Source organism: Streptomyces sp. WMMC940, assembly GCF_027460265.1.
In the GTDB taxonomy this organism is placed as follows: Bacteria; Actinomycetota; Actinomycetes; order Streptomycetales; family Streptomycetaceae; genus Streptomyces.
Window position 1 is genome coordinate 4378082 of sequence record NZ_JAPZBC010000001.1, and the last position, 17969, is coordinate 4396050.

Sequence of the window (17969 nt, forward strand, 5' to 3'; positions counted from 1 at the left end):
CGTGGCTCGGGCCTGGGAGGATCTCGCGTGAACGCCGCTGATGGGCCACGCGCCACTGGTGCTGCGACTCCCGCGGTGCGGATGCCCGCCCGGATGCCCGCCCTCTATCTCTCGCACGGCGCCCCGCCCCTCGCCGACGACCCGGTGTGGCCCGGCGAACTCGCCGACTGGTCTGCGTCACTGCCCAGGCCCACGGCGATTCTCGTGATCTCCGCCCACTGGGAGGAGGCCCCCCTGGCGATCGGCGCGACGCGGAGCGTGCCGCTCGTGTACGACTTCTGGGGCTTCCCCGAGCGCTACTACCGGGTGCGGTACGAGGCGCCCGGCGCCCCCGGGCTCGCCGAGTCCGTGCGCCGACTGCTGCGCACCCCTGGCACTCCCGTGCAGGACATCCCGGACCGCGGCCTCGACCACGGGGCCTACGTCCCGCTCGTCGAGATGTTCCCCGAGGCCGACGTCCCCGTGCTCCAGGTCTCCATGCCGACGCTCGATCCGCGGCGTCTCCTCGAAGTCGGGCGCAGGCTGGCGCCGCTGCGCGGCGAGGGCGTCCTGATCATCGGCAGTGGGTTCTTCACCCACAACCTCGCGGCACTGCGGCACACGGAAGTGCCCGGCTGGTCGGCGGAGTTCGACGACTGGGGGTGGCGGGCGCTGGCCGCCGGGGACGTGGACGCACTGCTGGACTTCGAGCGCAAGGCGCCGGCGGGCAAGCTCGCCCATCCGCGCACGGAGCACTTCGCGCCGCTGTTCGTGACGATGGGGGCCTCTGAGGGTGATCTTTCGAGCGGGCGCAGCGTCATCGACGGCTTCTGGAGGGGACTGGCGAAGCGCTCGATCCAGTTCGGCTGAGCCGAACGGCCGTCGATGCGCGGCGGCCGGGGCGGGGCCCGGAAGTGGCTGCGAGTCGGACCGTGGGCACGGACGGGTGGCACGAGGGACAGGCGATTGGTGGCCGGGCGATGGGTGAGGGTGCCTGAGGCGGGCGCCGTTGTCCGGGGTGGACGGCGGAGGTCCGGGGCTGCCCGGGATCCCGGCGGCACGGGCCGCCCTCGCGGGGTGGATCGCTCGCTGCCGATGGGGTCGCGGGGGTGGTGTCCGGCGGGCCGATGGGGTCACGGCGGTCGTGCCACGGGCCAGCCCCGGTGGGTCGGCCGAGTGGCGGAATGATCCGGGCCTTCTGGGTATCGGGCCTTCTGGGTATACGGAGCAACCAGGAGTGCGGCCCGCGTCGTCCTGACGGGTGGGGGATGCGGCGGCTGGAGGGGTCTCCCGACCTGCGCTTCGAGATGGCCTCGCGGGGGCCGGCTGCGCGGATCAGCCCCAGATCGGGGGCAGGGTACTGCAAGATCACAAAAATCTATGCACCCGTGGGAATTCTGTCCGGATTCCAGTCGTTGTTTCCGTCGGATGCAGGGCACCCGGAAGGGTGTCGCGACCTACTCAGCAAGGGAGCACGCATGGCAACCCGTGCCGTCGCCCGTCGTAAGTCCGCCAAGGGGACCGGGGCCGATGGAGCAGAGAGCGTTCGTTCCACGAGTGGGGAGATCGCCGACCGCGATCTGGTCGGCATGTACCTCGACGAGATCGCGCGTACGCCGCTGCTGGATGCCGCCAAGGAGGTCGAGCTCTCGCAGACGATCGAGGCGGGCGTCTACGCCCGGCAGATCCTCGAAGGCGAGGTGGAGAGCGACGCGGCCGGGGCCACACGCGAGGAGCTCGAGGCGCTGGTCGCAGCGGGCGAGCGCGCGAAGGACGTCTTCATCAAGTCGAACCTCCGCTTGGTGGTGGCCGTCGCGCGGCGCTATCCGCGCAGTGGTCTGCCGCTGCTCGACCTGATCCAGGAGGGCAACGCCGGCCTGGTCCGCGCGGTCGAGAAGTTCGACTACACGAAGGGCTTCAAGTTCTCCACGTACGCCACGTGGTGGATCCGTCAGGCCATCACCCGCTCGATCGCCGACCAGTCGCGTACGATCCGGCTTCCCGTCCATCTGGTCGAGGAGCTGGGCCGGATCCGGCGGGTGCAGCGCGAGTTCAACCGGGAGCACGGCCGCGAGCCCGAGCCGGCCGAGGTGGCCCAGGAACTGGGCTCCACCCCGGAGCGGGTCACGGACGTGCTGGACTGGGCCCGCGACCCGGTCTCGCTCAACATGTCCGTGGACGACGAAGGCGAGACGCAGTTCGGCGATCTGCTGGAGGACACCTCCGCGGTCTCCCCGGAGCAGTCCGTGCTGACGCTGCTGCGCAGCGAGGAGCTCGACGACCTCATCGACCGGCTCGACCACCGCACCGCATCGATCATCCGGATGCGGTACGGCATCGAGGACGGCCGGGAGCGCACGCTCACCGAAGTCGGCAAGGAGCACGGCCTCACACGTGAGCGCATCCGGCAGATCGAGAAGCACGCGCTGCTGGAGCTGAAGCGGATGGCCCGTAGCACGGGCTTCGACGAAGCGGCATGACGCCGGCGGGGCCCGCGCCCCCGCCGCGCCCCCTGAACGACCCCGGCACCCTTCCCCCCCCGGTGCCGGGGTCTTCCGCTGTCCGTGCGCGGTCGGTGGACCGCGAACCGCTCGGTGGACGGCCCCACCGCCCCCCGGAACGTGCCCCGTTCCCGGTGAATCCGCGGATCGCGAACGGCCCTCTTGGGCTCCGCGTGCCTCGCGGTTCCCCGCCTCGTGACCGCGTGACCTCGTGACCTCGTGCCCGCGTGACCTCGTGCCCGCGTGACCTCGTGCCCGCGTGCCGTTCGCCCAGCCGCGTCCCACCTCGGCGAGGCGTGCTCGTCCGCCTCAGCCGCTCGTCCGCCTCAGCCGCCCGCCCGTGTGAGACGCGCGCCCATCTCCCTCAGATGCTCGGAGAGAGCCGGCGGGCCGTGGACGGTGAACTCGCAGTCGACCAGGGCGAGCCGCAGCGCGATCCACTCCAGTGAGTCCTGGGAGCGGCTGCGCAGCCGACAGGTCTCCGGTCCCGTCGGCTCCGGTGTGCCGAGATGGCCGGGCAGCCGGGAGGAGACGCGTTCCGCCGGTGCCGCGAAACTGACGTCCAGTGCCAGTTCCGGCTGGTTCCGGGTCATGGAGGCCGAGAAGAACTCGGCGGCGTCGCCGCCCGTCGGCAGCTCGCGCGGGGTGAAGCGGGCACCGGTCGCGAACGGTTCGCGGACCCGGTCGACCCGGAACGTTCGCCAGTCCTCGCGCCCGAGGTCGTAGGCCACCAGGTACCACCGCCGACCGGTCGAGACCAGTCGATACGGCTCCACCAGGCGTTTCGACTCCGCGCCGTCGCCGGAACGGTAGCCGAATCGCAGCCGCTCCCGCCCGGTCACGGCCGCCGCGAGGGCGGTGAGGGTGTGCGGGGCGACGGTGGCGCCGTCGCCGCGGGTGAGCGGGATCGTCGCGTTCTGGAGGGTGGACACCCGTCGGCGCAGCCGGGCGGGCAGCACCTGTTCCAGCTTGGCCAGGGCCCGTACGGCAGCCTCCTCCACCCCTTCGATGGCATGGCCGGCGCCCGCGCGTAGTCCGACGGCGATCGCCACGGCCTCCTCGTCGTCGAGGACCAGCGGAGGCATCGCGGCGCCCGCGACGAGCCGGTACCCGCCCACCGCGCCCTTCGTCGCCTCGACGGGATAACCGAGCTCGCGCAGCCGGTCGATGTCCCGGCGGATGGTGCGCGGGCTGACCTGGAGTCGTTCGGCGAGTTCGCTGCCCGGCCACTCCCGCGGCGTCTGGAGCAGAGACAGCAGATTCAGCAGTCGTGCCGGCGTGTCCGTCATGGGGGCAGACTGCCAGGTTTTTAGGACGTGATCTGTCCTATATCCGCCCTAGCTTCTCCCGCATGAGCTCCCACGCCGCCGTACCGGATACGGCTCCCGATCAGCCCGCAGCCCCCGACCGGCGACGTTGGACCGCCCTCGCCATCGTCATGACCGCGGCCTTCATGGACCTGGTCGACGTGACCATCGTCAACATCGCCATCCCGTCGATCGAGCACGACCTCGGTGCCTCGTTCGGCGCGATCCAGTGGATCACCGCCGGTTACGCCCTGGCTTTCGCCGCCGGCCTGATCACCGGTGGCCGGCTCGGTGACATCTACGGCCGCAGGCGGCTCTTCCTGGTCGGCATCAGCGGATTCACGGTCGCTTCGGCGCTCTGCGGGCTGGCAGTAGGGCCCGAGATGCTGGTCGCCTCGCGGCTTCTGCAGGGCGCGATGGCCGCGATGATGGTGCCCCAGGTCCTCGCGATCGTCCATGTGACCTTCCCCGCCCACGAGCGGGGCAAGGTCTTCGGGATGTTCGGCGCGGTCGTCGGTCTCGGGGCCGTCTCCGGTCCGCTGCTCGGCGCCCTGCTGACCCAGTGGAACCTGTTCGGTCTGGAGTGGCGGCCGATCTTCCTGATCAACCTTCCCGTCGGTATCGCGGGTCTCGTACTCGGCCGGAAGTACATCAGCGAGTCGCGTGCGGAGAAGGCGCTCCGGCTCGACCTCGTCGGTGTCGCACTCGTGACCGCCGGACTGCTGATGCTGATCTACCCGCTCACACGCGGACGCGAGCTGGACTGGCCGCTGTGGGGACACCTGTGCATGGCGGCGAGTCCGCTCGTGTTCGCCGCGTTCCTGGCCTATGAGCGCCACAAGACGCGCAAGGACGGGTCACCGCTCGTGGAGCTGTCGCTGTTCCGGGTGAAGAGCTTCGCCGCCGGCATCGCCGTCCAGCTCACCTTCGGCGTGGTCCTGGGCATCTTCTTCCTGGTCTGGACGCTGTACATGCAGATCGGCCTGGGCTGGAGCCCGCTCAAGGCCGGTCTGACCGGCGTGCCCTTCTCCGTGGCGGTCTCGCTCGCCGCGGGTGTCTCGGTGCAGAAGCTGGTGCCGCGCTTCGGGCGGAAGGTGCTGCAGGCGGGGGCGCTGACGATGGCGTCGGGGCTGCTGCTCTACATCTGGGAGGCCGACCGCTTCGGCACGGGAATCGAGCCGTGGCAGATGACGGCACCGCTGGTGATCATGGGGCTCGGGATGGGGCTGATCGTGGCGCCGCTGACGGACGCGGTGCTGTCCGAGGTGCCGCGCGAGCACGCGGGCTCGGCGTCCGGGCTGATCAACACCACCGGGCAGATGGGCAACGCACTGGGCCTCGGGCTGGTGTCGGTCGTGTTCTTCACGGTGGTCGACGAGACGCCGCTGACCTCGCAGGCCGCGGTGGGCCGGGCGTTCGCGGATGCCTTCCGGGGCTCGCTCTGGTGGGTCGTGGCCGTGCTCGCCGTGATCTTCCTGATGATGTTCGCCCTGCCCGCACGCCCCAGGCGGCATCCGGAAGGTGGCGCGGGCGGCGCCGGTGCCGCGGACGCGGCCGCCGGGGCGGGCGAGACCGGCGACGAGGCGGACGGTGCGGGGCCGGACTCCGCCGTCCCGTCGCAGGAGAACCCGGACGCGGGCGAGCACCCGGACGCGGGTGAGCACCCGGACTCGGGGGCGGAGGGGGAGCGGCAGCCGGTGCTGTCGTACTGACCCGGGCGGAAGGGCACGGCAAGGGTTTCGGGGGCCCGCGGTCTGCGGCCACGGTCCGCGGGCGTGCTTCACGGGCCGTGGCCGCAGGGCTGTGATTCCGCGATTCCGCGGAGCGGCTGGACCGCTGCCGCGTGGGGTCGTCGATGGGGATGGGGATGGGTGTGTACGGGACCGTGCGGCAGGCGAGCCGGTCGGTGATGTGTCCCCCGCCTCGTCGCCCGTGCACGCCGTCCGCTCGACGGAGTCGGTCGTTGCCTTCCCCGCGAGGCCGGGCACCGGGGAGCCCCCGGTGCCCGGCCTTCGCCGATACCGCCCGCACACCACGGCTGCCTGCCCCGGGCTGCCGCGGCTCCGGGAATGCGTGAGGTGTGTGCCCGGCCTGCTGCCACCCCCGGCGAGCGTCCTTCCGGCCGGGTCCGGCCGTACCCCTTCATGCCCGAATCTGTTTACTTTGCGAGTATCAAGGCGTAGCCTGACGGTGAAACCACAGGTTCGGGCATGGAATGGAAGTAAACCCACATGTACGCACCGGAGCGCCAGCAGGAGATCCTCCGTCTCGCACGTGAAGGCGGACGGGTCGAGGTGCTCTCGCTCGCCGACGAGTTCCAGGTCACCGCCGAGACCATCCGGCGCGACCTGAAGGCGCTCGACCGGGCCGGACTGGTGCGCAGGGTGCACGGCGGTGCCATCCCGGCCGGCCGGCTCGACTTCGAGCCCGACCTCGCCGAGCGCGAGTCCACCGCGGCAGACGAGAAGGACCGCATAGCCCGGGCGGCGCTCTCCGAGCTTCCCGAGGACGGCAGCGTCATCCTCGACGCCGGCTCCACGGTGGCGCGACTGGCTGCCGCGTTCCCGCTGGAGTGCTCGCTGACCGTCGTCACCCACGCCCTGCCCGCCGCCGCCCGGCTCGCCGACCACCCGGGCATCGATCTGCATCTCGTCGGCGGTCGCGTCCGGCACCGCACCCGTGCCGCCGTCGATGCCTGGGCGCTGCGGGCGTACGGGGAGATCCGCGCCGACGTGGTCTTCCTCGGGACGAACGGCTTCTCCGAAGTCGGCGGGCTCACCACGCCCGACCTCGCCGAGGCCGCGGTCAAGCGGGCCCTCGTCGCGGCGGCGCGCCGCGTCGTGCTTCTCGCGGACTCCGCGAAGTACGGCGAGGAGCACTTCGCCCGCTTCGCCGACCTCGCCGACGTCGATCTGCTCATCACGGACAGCGGGCTCAGCCCCGAGGAAGCCGCGGCCGTCGGGGCCGCGGGCACGGAAGTAGTGCGTACATGATTCTCACCGTCACCCCGAATCCCTCGCTGGACCGGACGTACGAGATCCCGGGACTGGAGCGCGGCAGCGTGCTGCGGGCCACCGGTGAACGCATGGATCCCGGCGGCAAGGGCGTCAACGTGTCACGGGCGGTTGCGGCGGCCGGACACCGCACCGTCGCCGTCCTGCCGCTCGGCGGCGCCCCTGGAGCACTCGTCGCGGAACTGCTGGCCGGGCAGGGCATCGAGACCGCGCCCGTCCCCATAGCCGGAGTGACCCGCTCGAACGTCGCGCTCGCCGAGTCCGACGGCACTCTGACGAAGATCAACGCTCCCGGCCCCGAGCTCACGCCGGACGAGGCGCAGGCGCTGCTCACGGCGGTCGCCGCGCAGTCCCGCACCGCCGACTGGATCGCCTGCTGCGGCAGCCTGCCGCGTGGACTGACGCCGTCCTGGTACGCCGAACTCGTCACTCGTGCGCATGCGTCGGGGGCCCGTGTCGCACTGGACACGTCCGGGCCCTCGCTGACGGCCGCCCTCTCCGCGCGGCCCGATGTCGTCAAGCCGAACGCCGCGGAGCTCGCCGAGGCGGTCGGCCGTCCGCTGGCCACCGTCGGCGACGCAGTGAAGGCGGCGGAGGAACTGCGCGCGCTCGGCGCGGGTGTGGTGCTGGCCAGCCTCGGAGCCGACGGGCAACTGCTCGTCTCCGACGCCGGAACCTTCTACGGAGCCGCATCCGTCGCCGACGTTCGCAGCGACGTCGGGGCCGGCGACGCATCCCTGGCCGGATTCCTGGCCGCGGGCGGCGACGGCGAGGACGCCCTCACCGCCGCCGTCGCCCATGGCGCGGCAGCTGTCCGGCTTCCGGGCAGCGTGATGCCCACGCCGTCCGATCTCGATCCCGCCGCGGTCCTGGTGACCGCGGACGTCCCCCTGGACCGCGCACTCACCCAGCAAGGGAGCCCGCGATGAGCGACATGATCACCGCGGACCTGGTCGACCTCGACCTGGCCGCCGCTACGAAGGAGGAGGCGGCCCGCTCGCTCGCTCGGCGCATGGTCGCGCTCGGGCGCGTCACCGACCTCGACGGCTTCCTGGCCGATGTGGCCGCACGCGAGGCCCAGATGCCCACGGGGCTGGACGGCGGTATCGGCATTCCGCACTGCCGCAGCACGCATGTCACCGAGCCCACCCTGGCCTTCGGGCGGGCTTCCGCGGGCATCGACTTCGGCGCGCCGGACGGCCCCGCGGACCTCGTCTTCCTCATAGCCGCCCCGGCGGGTGCCGACGACGCGCATCTGACCATTCTCTCGGCCCTCGCCCGACGGCTGATGGACACGGGGTTCACCACCGCCCTCCGCGGTACCGCTTCGGCGACGACCGCGGCGGCGTTGGTCCGCGGGGACATCGAACCGTCCGCGGCGGCGTCGACCGGGACCGGGACCGGGACCGCGACCGGGACCGGGACCGCGACTGAGGAGAAGACGACCGAGGAGAAGACGACCGAGGCGAGGGGGACCGAGGAGAAGACGACCGAGGAGAAGACGACCGAGGGTGAGGCGTCGGGCGGAGATGCGGCGGCGACCGCCGCCGCGACGGTACCCGCCGGCGCGGAGGCGCCGGTGCCGGGGGAGAGCTCCGAACGCGACGCCACCCGGGCCGTACCTGCCGACGCACTGAGTACCGAACCCGCCGACGCCGGGGCGGAGAGGGGTGAGGCGGCGAGTGCCGAACCCCCGGACGCCGGGGCCGGGCCGGACGGGGCCGGTGCCTCGCCGCCGCCCTTCCGGATCGTCGCCGTCACCTCCTGCCCGACCGGCATCGCGCACACCTACATGGCCGCGGAGGCCATCGAACGGGCCGGTCGGGAGGCGGGGGTCGAGGTCTCCGTCGAGACCCAGGGCTCCGCCGGGTTCGCCAGGCTGGACCCCGACGTCGTCACCGCGGCCGATGCCGTGATCTTCGCGCACGACGTGCCCGTACGCGAGAAGGAGCGCTTCGACGGCAAGCCCGTCGTGGACGTCGGAGTGAAGGCCGGGATCAGCCGCGCCGCCGAACTCGTCGCCGAGGCGCGGGACAAGGCCGCCCGCGGCGTGGTGACGACCGTGACCCGGCCGACCCCCGTTGAGGGAGCCGGGGAGCCCGGTGAGGGCTACGGAACCAAGCTCCGCAAGTGGCTGATGTCCGGCGTCAGCTACATGATCCCGTTCGTTGCCGCCGGCGGTCTTCTGATCGCGCTCGGCTTCGCCATCGGCGGCTACGAGATCGCCGACGCGAAGTCCGTCGCCGACTCCTTCGTCTGGAGCGACCAGTCCAGCTGGGCCGCACTCCTCTTCCAGATCGGCGGACTGGCGTTCAGCTTCCTGATCCCGGTCCTCGCCGGATACATCGCCTACGGCATGGCCGACCGACCCGGACTCGTCCCCGGCTTCGTCGGTGGGGCGATCGCCATCACCATCAAGGCGGGCTTCCTCGGCGGTCTGGTGGCGGGACTCCTCGCCGGTGCCGTGGTGCTCGCGATCCAGAAGGTCCGAGTGCCCGCGGTGCTGCGCGGCATCATGCCCGTCGTGGTGATCCCGCTGCTCTCCTCGGCGATCGTCGGCTTCCTGATGTTCCTGGTGATCGGCAAGCCGCTCGCCTCGCTCCAGAAGGCACTCACCGACTGGCTGAACGGCCTCAGCGGGGCGAATGCCGTCATCCTCGGCGCGATCCTCGGCCTGATGATGTGCTTCGACCTCGGCGGCCCGCTCAACAAGGTCGCGTACACCTTCGCGGTCGGCGGCCTCGCCAGTCCGACCGAGGGCTCGCTGAAGGTCATGGCGGCCGTGATGGCGGCCGGCATGGTGCCTCCGCTCGCGATGGCACTGGCCACGACGGTCCGCGGCCGGCTCTTCACCAAGGCCGAGCGGGAGAACGGCAAGGCGGCCTGGGTGCTGGGCGCTTCGTTCATCACGGAGGGCGCGATCCCGTTCGCCGCGGCTGATCCGCTGCGGGTGATTCCGTCGGTCATGGTGGGCGGCGCCGTCACCGGAGCCCTGTCGATGGCCTTCGAGTGCACGCTACGGGCCCCGCACGGCGGCATCTTCGTCGTACCGTTGATCGGCAACGCGGTCCTCTATCTGCTCGCCATCCTGGCCGGCACGGTGATCAGCGCGGCCCTGGTCGTCCTGCTGAAAGGTCTGCGGAAGAACTCCGAGGCATCGGTCCGGCCGACGACCGCACCCGACAAGGCCAAGGTCGTCGCGGCGGTCTGAGCACCGCGCCGTGGTCTCCCGACCTCCGGCCCCGGGCCCGCGGTCCACGATGTCAGGCCTGCTGCCCCGTGTTCGCGGGCCGCCGGAGGGGCCGAACGGGCCTTGCGGCGGCACGACCTGCCGTACGGGGCCCTGTGGCGGCACCCCGTGGGCGCCGCCCGCCGATCCGGCGTCACCCGCAGGGGCCCGCGTCAGCGCACCCTGGCGCGGAGCTCCATGGCCTCGCGTGCGGTGCGCTCGTCCGCGTACACCTCGCACATGTGGCGACCGTCGGGTGTGGCCGTGTGCTCGACCTCCCACAGACTCAGCTCCGTGCCGTCGAGCAGCAGGAAAGCGTGCTCGTAGAGCGTGAAGACGGCGTCCCGCACATCGGCGGCCGGGCACTGCCGGCCGAACGCCTGCCCGATGTGGTGCGCGAAAGCGGCGCGCAGCAGCCCGGCCGTCTCTTCGCCCGGCCGGTCCGGGTTCTCGGCCCGGCGCAGCAGTCGCCGGGCATGGTCCGCGGAGTCGTCGGGGACGTAGGTGCGTGCCAGGGGCATCGGCGGAGTGGCCAGCAGGCGGCCCAGCAGCTCCAGATCGGCGTCGAGGTCGTCGACGGGCCTCCCGTCCGGGCCGTCGTGGCCGGTGCCCTCGGGCGCCGCGCCGAATATCGCGGCGAGTTCGTCGGTCTGTCCGTCGTCCGTACCGTCCGCGCCGGGCCGCCGCCCGCGGTCCGGACGCAGCCGGGACGCCGCGAGTCGGGCCTCTCCCTCGTCCGCGTACAGCTCGTGCCGCGTGGCGCCGTCACGGCCGGTGTTGTGCACCAGCTCCCACAACGTGAGGGAGGAGCCGTCCGCCAGGAGATACGCGTGCCGGTAGGTCGAACGGTCCAGGGCCGCGCTGTGGTGCGATGAGTGCAGCGAACTGTCATGGGCCAGAGCCGAGTCGAGCCGCTCCACCACGCTGTCGGGAAGGTCGAAGGAATTGAGAGCCCGACCCAGGAGCCGCTCGAGGTGCGTCTCGGTTGTCTCATACGGATCGTTCAAGGTGGATCTCCCGGATCTCCAGGCCGTTGCCACACGTCACTTGATGACTGCTTAACGTAGTCCCTGGGTCTGACATCGCGTCCCGGGTTCGGGAAAACGAACGGCGCACCCGCCGAAGTTCCGCCGCATCCACGCGCCCCCTCAACTCCCGTGCGCCGCACGTCAGTCCGCGCTCCCGGAGCTGAACCCTGCGCCCTACCGGCCCTCGTGACGCCCCCCGTACAGCTCGGTGTACGAAGGGAAGTCCCCTCCCGGTCCGTGCACGCTCTCGGCGGCCAGCACCGCCCGGACGACCGCACGGGTGACGACGTCCGCACCGGCGGCGAGCACCGCGTTGAGGGCGAGCGGATGGCCGTCGAGCGGGCGGGTGCCGGTGGCGAGGGCGAAGACGGTGTCCCCGTCGTTGAGGAGATGGACGGGCCGCACGGCGCGCGCGATGCCGTCGTGCGCGGTGCCGGCGAGCTTGTGCGCCTGGGCACGGGATAGGTCGGCGTCGGTGGCGACGACGGCGAGGGTCGTGTTCAGCGGAGGCGCCCCATTGCGCTCGGACGCCTGGGCCAGCCGGTGCAGCGCCGCCGCATGGACCTCCGGAGCGGGTGCCACCGGCTTCGCGCCGAAGAAGTGCCGCCCGTAGAGCACACCTGTGTCCGGGTCGAGCGCGGAGCCCGCCGCGTTGGCCACCACCAGTGCGGCGACCGTCGTACCGTCCCCCAGCACCGTGCCGGCGGTGCCCACACCTCCCTTGATCCGGCCCACCACCGCGCCGGTGCCCGCGCCGACAGAGCCCTCCTGGACCGGCGCGCCGGACTCCGTGCGCGCCGCCGCCTCCACCGCGGCGCGTCCCGTCGACGCGTCCGGCCTCGCCCGCCAGTCGCCGCCGCGTCCGAGGTCGAAGACGCACGCCGCGGGAACGACCGGCACGACCTGTCCGGGCTCCCGGCCTGCCGGCACCCCGCGCCCCCGCTCTTCCAGCCACGCCATCACGCCTGATGCCGAGTCCAGGCCGAAGGCGCTGCCTCCGGTCAGCACGATCGCCTCGATGCGCTGGACGAGATTGCGGGGGTCGAGGGCGTCGGTCTCCCGGGTGCCGGGACCCCCTCCTCGGACGTCCACCGCAGCCACGGCGCCGCCCTCGGGCGCGAGGACGACCGTGGTGCCGCTGAGCGCGCCCTCACCGCCGAGCCGGGCGTGGCCGACCCGAATGCCGCTCACATCGGTCAATGCGTCGTTGAGTCCCATGACTTCTGGGTATCACGCGGTCGCCTACGGTGAGACGGCCTCGGCGCTGACGTGGTCCCACTCGTCGCCCTGGCGTCACTGCCCGGGCGTCGTCGCCGTGGCGTCCGCGCAGTGGTGTCACCGGGCTCCGATCGGTGAAGACTCGTCACACCTCCGAGGGGGGAGTACCGGAGGCCCGTTTCGCCTCGGGGGTGCGGCTCGCCAGGGCGACGCCCGTCGCGACGGTGGCCGCGGCCACCAGCCCCGCCGCCAGGACGGCCCAGTGGCCGGCGAGAGTGCAGAGGAGGACCGCGGGGACGGCGACCGGGAGGACCAGTTGCTGAGCCAGTGTCTCCTTGAAGTGCCGGGCGTGGAGGAACCACACCGTCAACAGGTAGATCGCCGTCGGCACGGTCACTGCGGCCGAGGCGGTCGAGGTGGGGATGTGCGCCTTGCCGACGGACTGCTCGACCGCGACCTCCAGGCCCGCCCCGATCGCGGCGGCCGAGGCGAAGATCAGGAAATGGCCGTAACCCCATGGAATGGATTCCCGGTTGCTCTTGAGGCGTTCGTGGGCGGGTACCGCGAAGTAGATCCACCAGGCCGAGAAGATGATCAGGATGCCGCCCCCCGCGATGGGCGCCAGTTCGGAGAACTCCTTGACGTCGCCCAGGGCCGACTGGACCGCCACCGTGGTCGCGAACATCGTCTCGCCGAGCACGATGATCGTGAACAGGCCGTAGCGCTCGGCGATGTGGTGCGGATGCCAGGGCGTCTGGTGGCGACGCTCGGCCACGACCGGCACCAGCAACTCGGCCGCCACGAGGATCAGGAAGAGCCAGCGTCTTGAGTCCGCGGGTGCGAGGAGCAGGCTGATCCAGCCGAGCTGGCACAGGGCCACACCACAGGCGTAGATGAGCGCGGTTCTGCGTGCGGGCCCCCGGTCCTCGGACGCGGCGGCGCGGAGCCACTGCGCGGTCAGCGCGATTCGCATCACGACGTAGCCGATGACGGTGATCGTCCAGTCGTTGTCGGCGAACGCCCTCGGCACTCCCGCCGCGTAGATCAGCACTCCGCAGATCGCGAGCAGTGTCGCGATCCGGTACGGGACGTCGTCGCAGTCGTAGGCGGAGGCGAACCAGGTGAAGTTCATCCAGGCCCACCAGATGCCGAAGAAGACGTACAGATAGCCGACGACGCCGTCGGCGACGTGGTTCTCCGCGACCGCGTGCACCAGTTGAAGCCCGGCCTGCCCCACCGCGACGACGAAACAGAGGTCGAAGAAGAGCTCCAGCGGAGTCGCCGTGCGATGCGCCTCGTCCCGGCGCCGGGCGTGCATGTGGCGCAGCGCCCCGAAGCCGACGTGCCCGCGGGAAGCGGATGGAGAGGTCGAGGAGGTCATGGATCCAGCACAGCAGAAGGCACCGGATCCGCATCCCGCAGGACACCGCCGGCCGGTCCGGCTCGTCGGCGGACCCGGCCCGTTTCTCGGGCCGGGGCGAGGTGTCCGCCGGTCGGGCCCGCCCCTCCGCCGGCCGGGCGGCGCGGTCCGGGGCAGTGAGGTGCCGGCCCGCGCCCGCGTACGCTGGTTCCATGAGCACCGCCCCCGCCACCGGACCGCGCGATGCGGAGGAGCCCCGGCCGCAGCCCCTTCCCAAGCCGGGACTGATCTTCGACGACCCGCTGGACCAGCAGTCCTCGGACGACACGGACCGCGGGTGGGGAGAGCGGTCTCCGGCGAGCGGTGACAGCGCCGCGGACCTCGCTCGCTTCCTCGACGAGAAGCCCCCGCACCACCTCTGACGGCGGGGCCGTGCCGGCGCGCGAACGGCCCTCCCGTGCACACGGGCTCGGCTCAGCACAGTGTCACCGCCAGCCGTGAGGTGGCGCCCGCGCCGGCCAGCGCCGTGGCGACGGGGCGCGGCACGGCCAGGACGATCAGCGCGCCGCCGTCCCGGACCCCTGCCGCCGCCCGAGGCACCTCCGCCACACGGGCGCCCGTCACGATGACGCGTGCGTCGGGACCGGTGCGCGACGCGCCGCCGATGCCCGTCCCGCGGCCCGGAGCCGTGCCCGCCGACACCTCGGGGGCCGCGATCACATCCACGCGGTCGCCCGGCTGCAGCAGCCGCACGGTCTCTGCGTCCGCGATGCGCACCGGAGCGGACACGATCTCCGTCGACCGAGCCGAAGCGCCCCCCGACAACGCGTCGCCCTGCGCGGTGTCGTCGGGTGAAGCGCCTCCCGCCGAAGCGTCCTGCTGCGGGCCCGCCGCAGTCGAGGGCGGTGTCGGCGGTCCCTGGGAGGTCGGGGAGTGCCGCGGTAGTGCGGCCGGCTCGCGCGGTGTGTCCGGACCGGGCTGCACCCGCGGCAGCCAGGCCGCCAGCGCGGCGGCGGTGACGGCCAGACCCGCGGCCAGTGCCCGTCGCCTCCGCCGTAGCACCCTTCTCAACCGGGGCCTTTGCCACGGGCGTCCGTCCGGCACCCTCAGGGGGGCGAAGGCGGGCACCCCGCAGGGCTCCGGCGCGGGAGCCGGGGGCAGCCCCGGCGCCCAGGTCGCCGAGGAGCCACCGGCACCTGCCGAGCGGGGAGGCCCCCAGGAGCCCGGGGAGCCCGAAGGGCCGAAGGGGGCGGAGGGCACGTGGCCGTGGGAGGAGGGCGCGGAGAGCAGCGTCATGGTGGTGACCACCTGTCGTGTGCGGGGACGGTGACGCGGGCGAGGTACGCCCGACGCCCCTCACGATCCCCGTTCACGCTGCGGCCCGCTCCGGCCTGTGGACGACTTGAGGAGTGTGGAAAAGGCCCTCACCCTCTCAGGTGACAGTGGCTCGGGCACCACCCCGAACCCGCCCGCACTCCATGGCGCCCGTCCCGCACTACGGCAGGGCGCACTACGGCAGCGTTATGCCCGTCTTCAGGCCGTTCAGCGCGCTCTTGCAGAGGCAGTCGCGTTCCCCGTTCGCCGGCAGTCCGGCCACCGCGTCGAACAGGACGTCCCTCAGCCGGTCGACGTTGGCGGCGAATACCTCCAGGACTTCCTCGTGCGAGACGCCCTCGCCGCTCTCGGCCCCGGCGTCGAGGTCCGTCACCAGGTTCATGGACGTGTAGCAGAGCTCCAGCTCACGGGCGAGCGCGGCCTCGGGGTGCCCGGTCATGCCGACCACCGACCAGCCCATGGCCGCGTGCCATCGGGACTCGGCGCGGGTGCCGAAGCGCGGCCCCTCGACCACGACGAGCGTTCCGCCGTCGACCGGCTCCCAGTCGCGGCCGCGCGCCGCGGCCAGCGCCGCCGCCCGGCCCGCAGGGCAGTAGGGGTCGGCGAGCGACACATGGACGACGTTGGGCACCTCGCCGTTCGTCAGCGGCTCGCCGTCGAAGTAGGTGTCGGCCCGGGACTTGGTCCGGTCCACCAACTGGTCGGGGACCAGCAGCGTCCCGGGCCCGTACTCCGGCCGCAGGCCGCCGACGGCGCACGGCCCCAGGACCTGGCGAACGCCCACGGACCGCAGGGCCCACAGATTGGCCCGGTAGTTGATGCGGTGCGGCGGGAGGCGGTGGCTGCGGCCGTGCCGGGGCAGGAAGGCGACCTTCCTCCCCGCGATCTCGCCGAAGAACAGGGAATCACTCGGGCTGCCGTACGGCGTCGCGATCTCCGCCTCGGTCACGTTCTCCAGGAACGAGTAGAAACCCGAGCCGCCGATGACGCCGATCTCCGCGCGCTGTGCGCTCTCTGCGTTGGCCATGGCCGTCACAGTAGCCGCGCTCGAACACGGGCCGGTATCCGCCCATCGGCCGCCCGCCACCGCCCGGTGGATCCGTCGACCGGGCCACGCCCACCGCCCGGAGAACCCGCCCACTCCACGACTCCCATGACCGCCACGACTCCCCCGCCCGCCGAACCCATCGGGCACGACGTCCGTCGCACATGCGAAAGGTCCCCGCCGCCCGAAGGCGGTGGGGACCCTGCGAGCTCTGGAGTCAGGCGGCCGTCGTGCTGCCGGACGAAGCCGACGATCCGGACGAGCTGGAGGAGCTCGCGGACGCCTTGGAGTCCGACGACGAGGAGGAACCCGGGGAAGAAGAGGACGCCGAAGACGCCGAGGACTTCGCCGACGAGGACGACGGAGTGCTGCTCGACGAGGAGCCGCGGCTGTCGTTGCGGTAGAAGCCGGAGCCCTTGAAGACGATGCCGACGGCCGAGAACACCTTCTTGAGGCGCCCCTGGCAGCCTGGGCACTCGGTCAGGGCGTCGTCGGTGAACTTCTGCACCGCCTCGAGGCCCTTGCCGCACTCGGTGCACTGGTACTGGTACGTCGGCACTTGTCTTCCTCCTGGCACTCTCACTCGATGAGTGCTAACGACGGTCCATAGTGACGCATTCCCTCGTCTCAGTCCACCGTCACGGGCACTCGGTGACCGACACCACGTGCGACCGTACGGCTGTGCGGGCGCGGCGCGAGGCGCGCCCGCAGTGCCACCAGGGTGGCCAGGGCCAGCACGGTGCCCACCAGCGGCACGAGGAATCCCGCGGTCGCGCCGTGGGCGTCGGCGAGTCGGCCGGCGACCGTCACCGCGGCCGCCTGGCCGAGCGCCACGGACCCGGTCAGCCAGGTGAAGGCCTCCGTCCGGGCCGACGCCGGAACCAGCGGTTCGACGAGTGTGAAGCCGCTGATCAGCGCGGGTGCGATGAACACTCCGACGAGCAGTCCCAGCCCGCCGAGCAGCACGGCGGAGTGGGCCGTCCAGAGCAGCGACGCGGCGAGCGCCAGACCCGCGTAGCCCACCAGCATGCGGCGCCGCGGACCGGACTTCCAGGCGATCGCGCCGACGGCGATGCCCGCGAGCATGTTGCCCGCGGCGAAGAGTCCGTAGAGCAGACCGTTCATACCGGGCTGCCCGATCTCCTCGGTGAACGCGGTGAGCGAGACCTGCATGCCGCCGAACACCGAACCGATGCCGAGGAAGGCGATCGCGAGGACCCGCACACCGGGCACCGACAGGGCCGAAGTCCGGACGGCCGGCCCACCGGACACGGGGCTGCCGAAGGGCGGCTGCGTACGGCGCTGGGCGGCGAACAGCAGACCGCCGGCCAGGGTCAGTCCGGCCTCGGCGACGAGACCGGCGGCCGGGTGGACGCCGGTGCACAGGGCGGTGGCCAGCACCGGTCCGACCACGAAGGTGAACTCGTCGGTGACGGACTCGAACGCCGCGGCCGTCGGCATCAGCCGGGACCCGCCGAGCTTCGCCGCCCAGCGGGCCCGCACCATCGGGCCGACCTGCGGCACCGAGGCGCCGGTCGGCACCGCGGCGGCGAAGAGCGCCCACAGGGGGGCGCCCGCGAGCGCGAGCGCGGTCAGTGCGCCGCCGGCCGCGGCGTGCACCAGCACACCCGGGACCAGGACGGCCCGCTGGCCGAAGCGGTCGGCGAGCTTGCCGCTCTGCGGGGCGAAGAGCGCCATGGAGACGCCGGTGACGGCGGCGACCGCGCCCGCGCTTCCGTAGGAACCGGTGGTGTGCTGGACGAGGAGGACGATGCCGATCGTCAGCATCGCGAACGGCTGCCGGGCGGCGAACCCGGGCAGCAGGAACGTCCACGCGCCGGGAGTGCGGAGCAACTGTCCGTAGCCGGGACGCCGGCCGCCGGACGGTGCGCCGGAGGGCGGCTGCTTGTGCGAGGACGAGGAGGTGCCCACGGACGGGGCCGTGTCCGACGC

General features: G+C 72.4%; 15 protein-coding genes. 7 read left to right on the top strand and 8 right to left on the bottom strand.

The window, feature by feature from the left end; genetic code table 11:
- Positions 1-81: 81 nt before the first annotated feature.
- Both O7595_RS19290 and O7595_RS19295 read left to right on the top strand, forming a co-directional pair.
- Positions 82-849: a dioxygenase family protein gene (locus O7595_RS19290; RefSeq protein WP_269732540.1), complete on the top strand. Its 768-nt coding sequence runs from the start codon at positions 82-84 to the stop codon at positions 847-849.
- A 608-nt stretch (positions 850-1457) separates the two neighbouring features.
- Entirely contained in the window at positions 1458-2459 is a 1002-nt protein-coding gene (locus O7595_RS19295) for a sigma-70 family RNA polymerase sigma factor (protein ID WP_269729902.1), read from the top strand.
- A 347-nt stretch (positions 2460-2806) separates the two neighbouring features.
- Here O7595_RS19295 and O7595_RS19300 read toward each other — a convergent pair whose 3' ends face one another.
- A complete protein-coding gene (locus O7595_RS19300) occupies positions 2807-3769 on the bottom strand; it encodes a helix-turn-helix transcriptional regulator (protein ID WP_269729903.1) in 963 nt (320 codons plus the stop codon).
- A gap of 62 nt (positions 3770-3831) precedes the next feature.
- Here O7595_RS19300 and O7595_RS19305 point away from each other — a divergent pair, with 62 nt between their 5' ends.
- The 4 genes from O7595_RS19305 (at position 3832) to O7595_RS19320 (ending at position 10012) form a co-directional block, all read left to right on the top strand.
- Complete coding sequence (locus O7595_RS19305) at positions 3832-5499, top strand: MFS transporter (RefSeq protein WP_269729904.1); 1668 nt, start codon at positions 3832-3834, stop codon at positions 5497-5499.
- Positions 5500-6018: 519 nt separating this feature from the next.
- Positions 6019-6780, top strand: coding sequence for a DeoR/GlpR family DNA-binding transcription regulator (locus O7595_RS19310; protein ID WP_269729905.1), 762 nt, complete (start codon positions 6019-6021; stop codon positions 6778-6780).
- On the top strand, positions 6777-7730 hold the full coding sequence (pfkB, locus tag O7595_RS19315) for a 1-phosphofructokinase (protein WP_269729906.1): 954 nt from the start codon (positions 6777-6779) through the stop codon (positions 7728-7730). The genes O7595_RS19310 and pfkB overlap by 4 nt, the downstream gene beginning before the upstream one ends.
- A complete protein-coding gene (locus O7595_RS19320) occupies positions 7727-10012 on the top strand; it encodes a PTS fructose transporter subunit IIABC (RefSeq protein WP_269729907.1) in 2286 nt (761 codons plus the stop codon). The genes pfkB and O7595_RS19320 overlap by 4 nt, the downstream gene beginning before the upstream one ends.
- Before the next feature lie 191 nt (positions 10013-10203).
- On the opposite strand, the gene O7595_RS19325 is transcribed toward O7595_RS19320, so the two are convergent.
- The 3 genes from O7595_RS19325 to O7595_RS19335 all read right to left on the bottom strand — a co-directional run bounded on the left by O7595_RS19325 (position 10204) and on the right by O7595_RS19335 (position 13657).
- On the bottom strand, positions 10204-11037 hold the full coding sequence (locus O7595_RS19325) for a DUF6227 family protein (RefSeq protein ID WP_269729908.1): 834 nt from the start codon (positions 11035-11037) through the stop codon (positions 10204-10206).
- A 195-nt stretch (positions 11038-11232) separates the two neighbouring features.
- Entirely contained in the window at positions 11233-12276 is a 1044-nt protein-coding gene (locus O7595_RS19330; protein ID WP_269729909.1) for a P1 family peptidase, read from the bottom strand.
- A gap of 145 nt (positions 12277-12421) precedes the next feature.
- Positions 12422-13657: a low temperature requirement protein A gene (locus O7595_RS19335; RefSeq protein WP_269729910.1), complete on the bottom strand. Its 1236-nt coding sequence runs from the start codon at positions 13655-13657 to the stop codon at positions 12422-12424.
- 191 nt (positions 13658-13848) lie between these two features.
- Here O7595_RS19335 and O7595_RS19340 point away from each other — a divergent pair, with 191 nt between their 5' ends.
- Positions 13849-14058, top strand: a complete 210-nt coding sequence (locus O7595_RS19340; RefSeq protein WP_269729911.1) for a hypothetical protein — start codon at positions 13849-13851, stop codon at positions 14056-14058.
- A 52-nt stretch (positions 14059-14110) separates the two neighbouring features.
- On the opposite strand, the gene O7595_RS19345 is transcribed toward O7595_RS19340, so the two are convergent.
- The 4 genes from O7595_RS19345 to O7595_RS19360 form a co-directional block, all read right to left on the bottom strand.
- Positions 14111-14425 carry a hypothetical protein gene (locus O7595_RS19345; RefSeq protein ID WP_269729912.1) on the bottom strand — a complete coding sequence of 105 codons (315 nt, stop codon included), beginning with the start codon at positions 14423-14425 and terminating at the stop codon, positions 14111-14113.
- A 721-nt stretch (positions 14426-15146) separates the two neighbouring features.
- On the bottom strand, positions 15147-15998 hold the full coding sequence (locus tag O7595_RS19350; protein ID WP_269729913.1) for an S-methyl-5'-thioadenosine phosphorylase: 852 nt from the start codon (positions 15996-15998) through the stop codon (positions 15147-15149).
- 235 nt (positions 15999-16233) lie between these two features.
- Entirely contained in the window at positions 16234-16575 is a 342-nt protein-coding gene (locus O7595_RS19355; RefSeq protein WP_269729914.1) for an FmdB family zinc ribbon protein, read from the bottom strand.
- 68 nt (positions 16576-16643) lie between these two features.
- Positions 16644-17804 carry an MFS transporter gene (locus O7595_RS19360; RefSeq protein ID WP_332328355.1) on the bottom strand — a complete coding sequence of 387 codons (1161 nt, stop codon included), beginning with the start codon at positions 17802-17804 and terminating at the stop codon, positions 16644-16646.
- Positions 17805-17969: the final 165 nt, after the last annotated feature.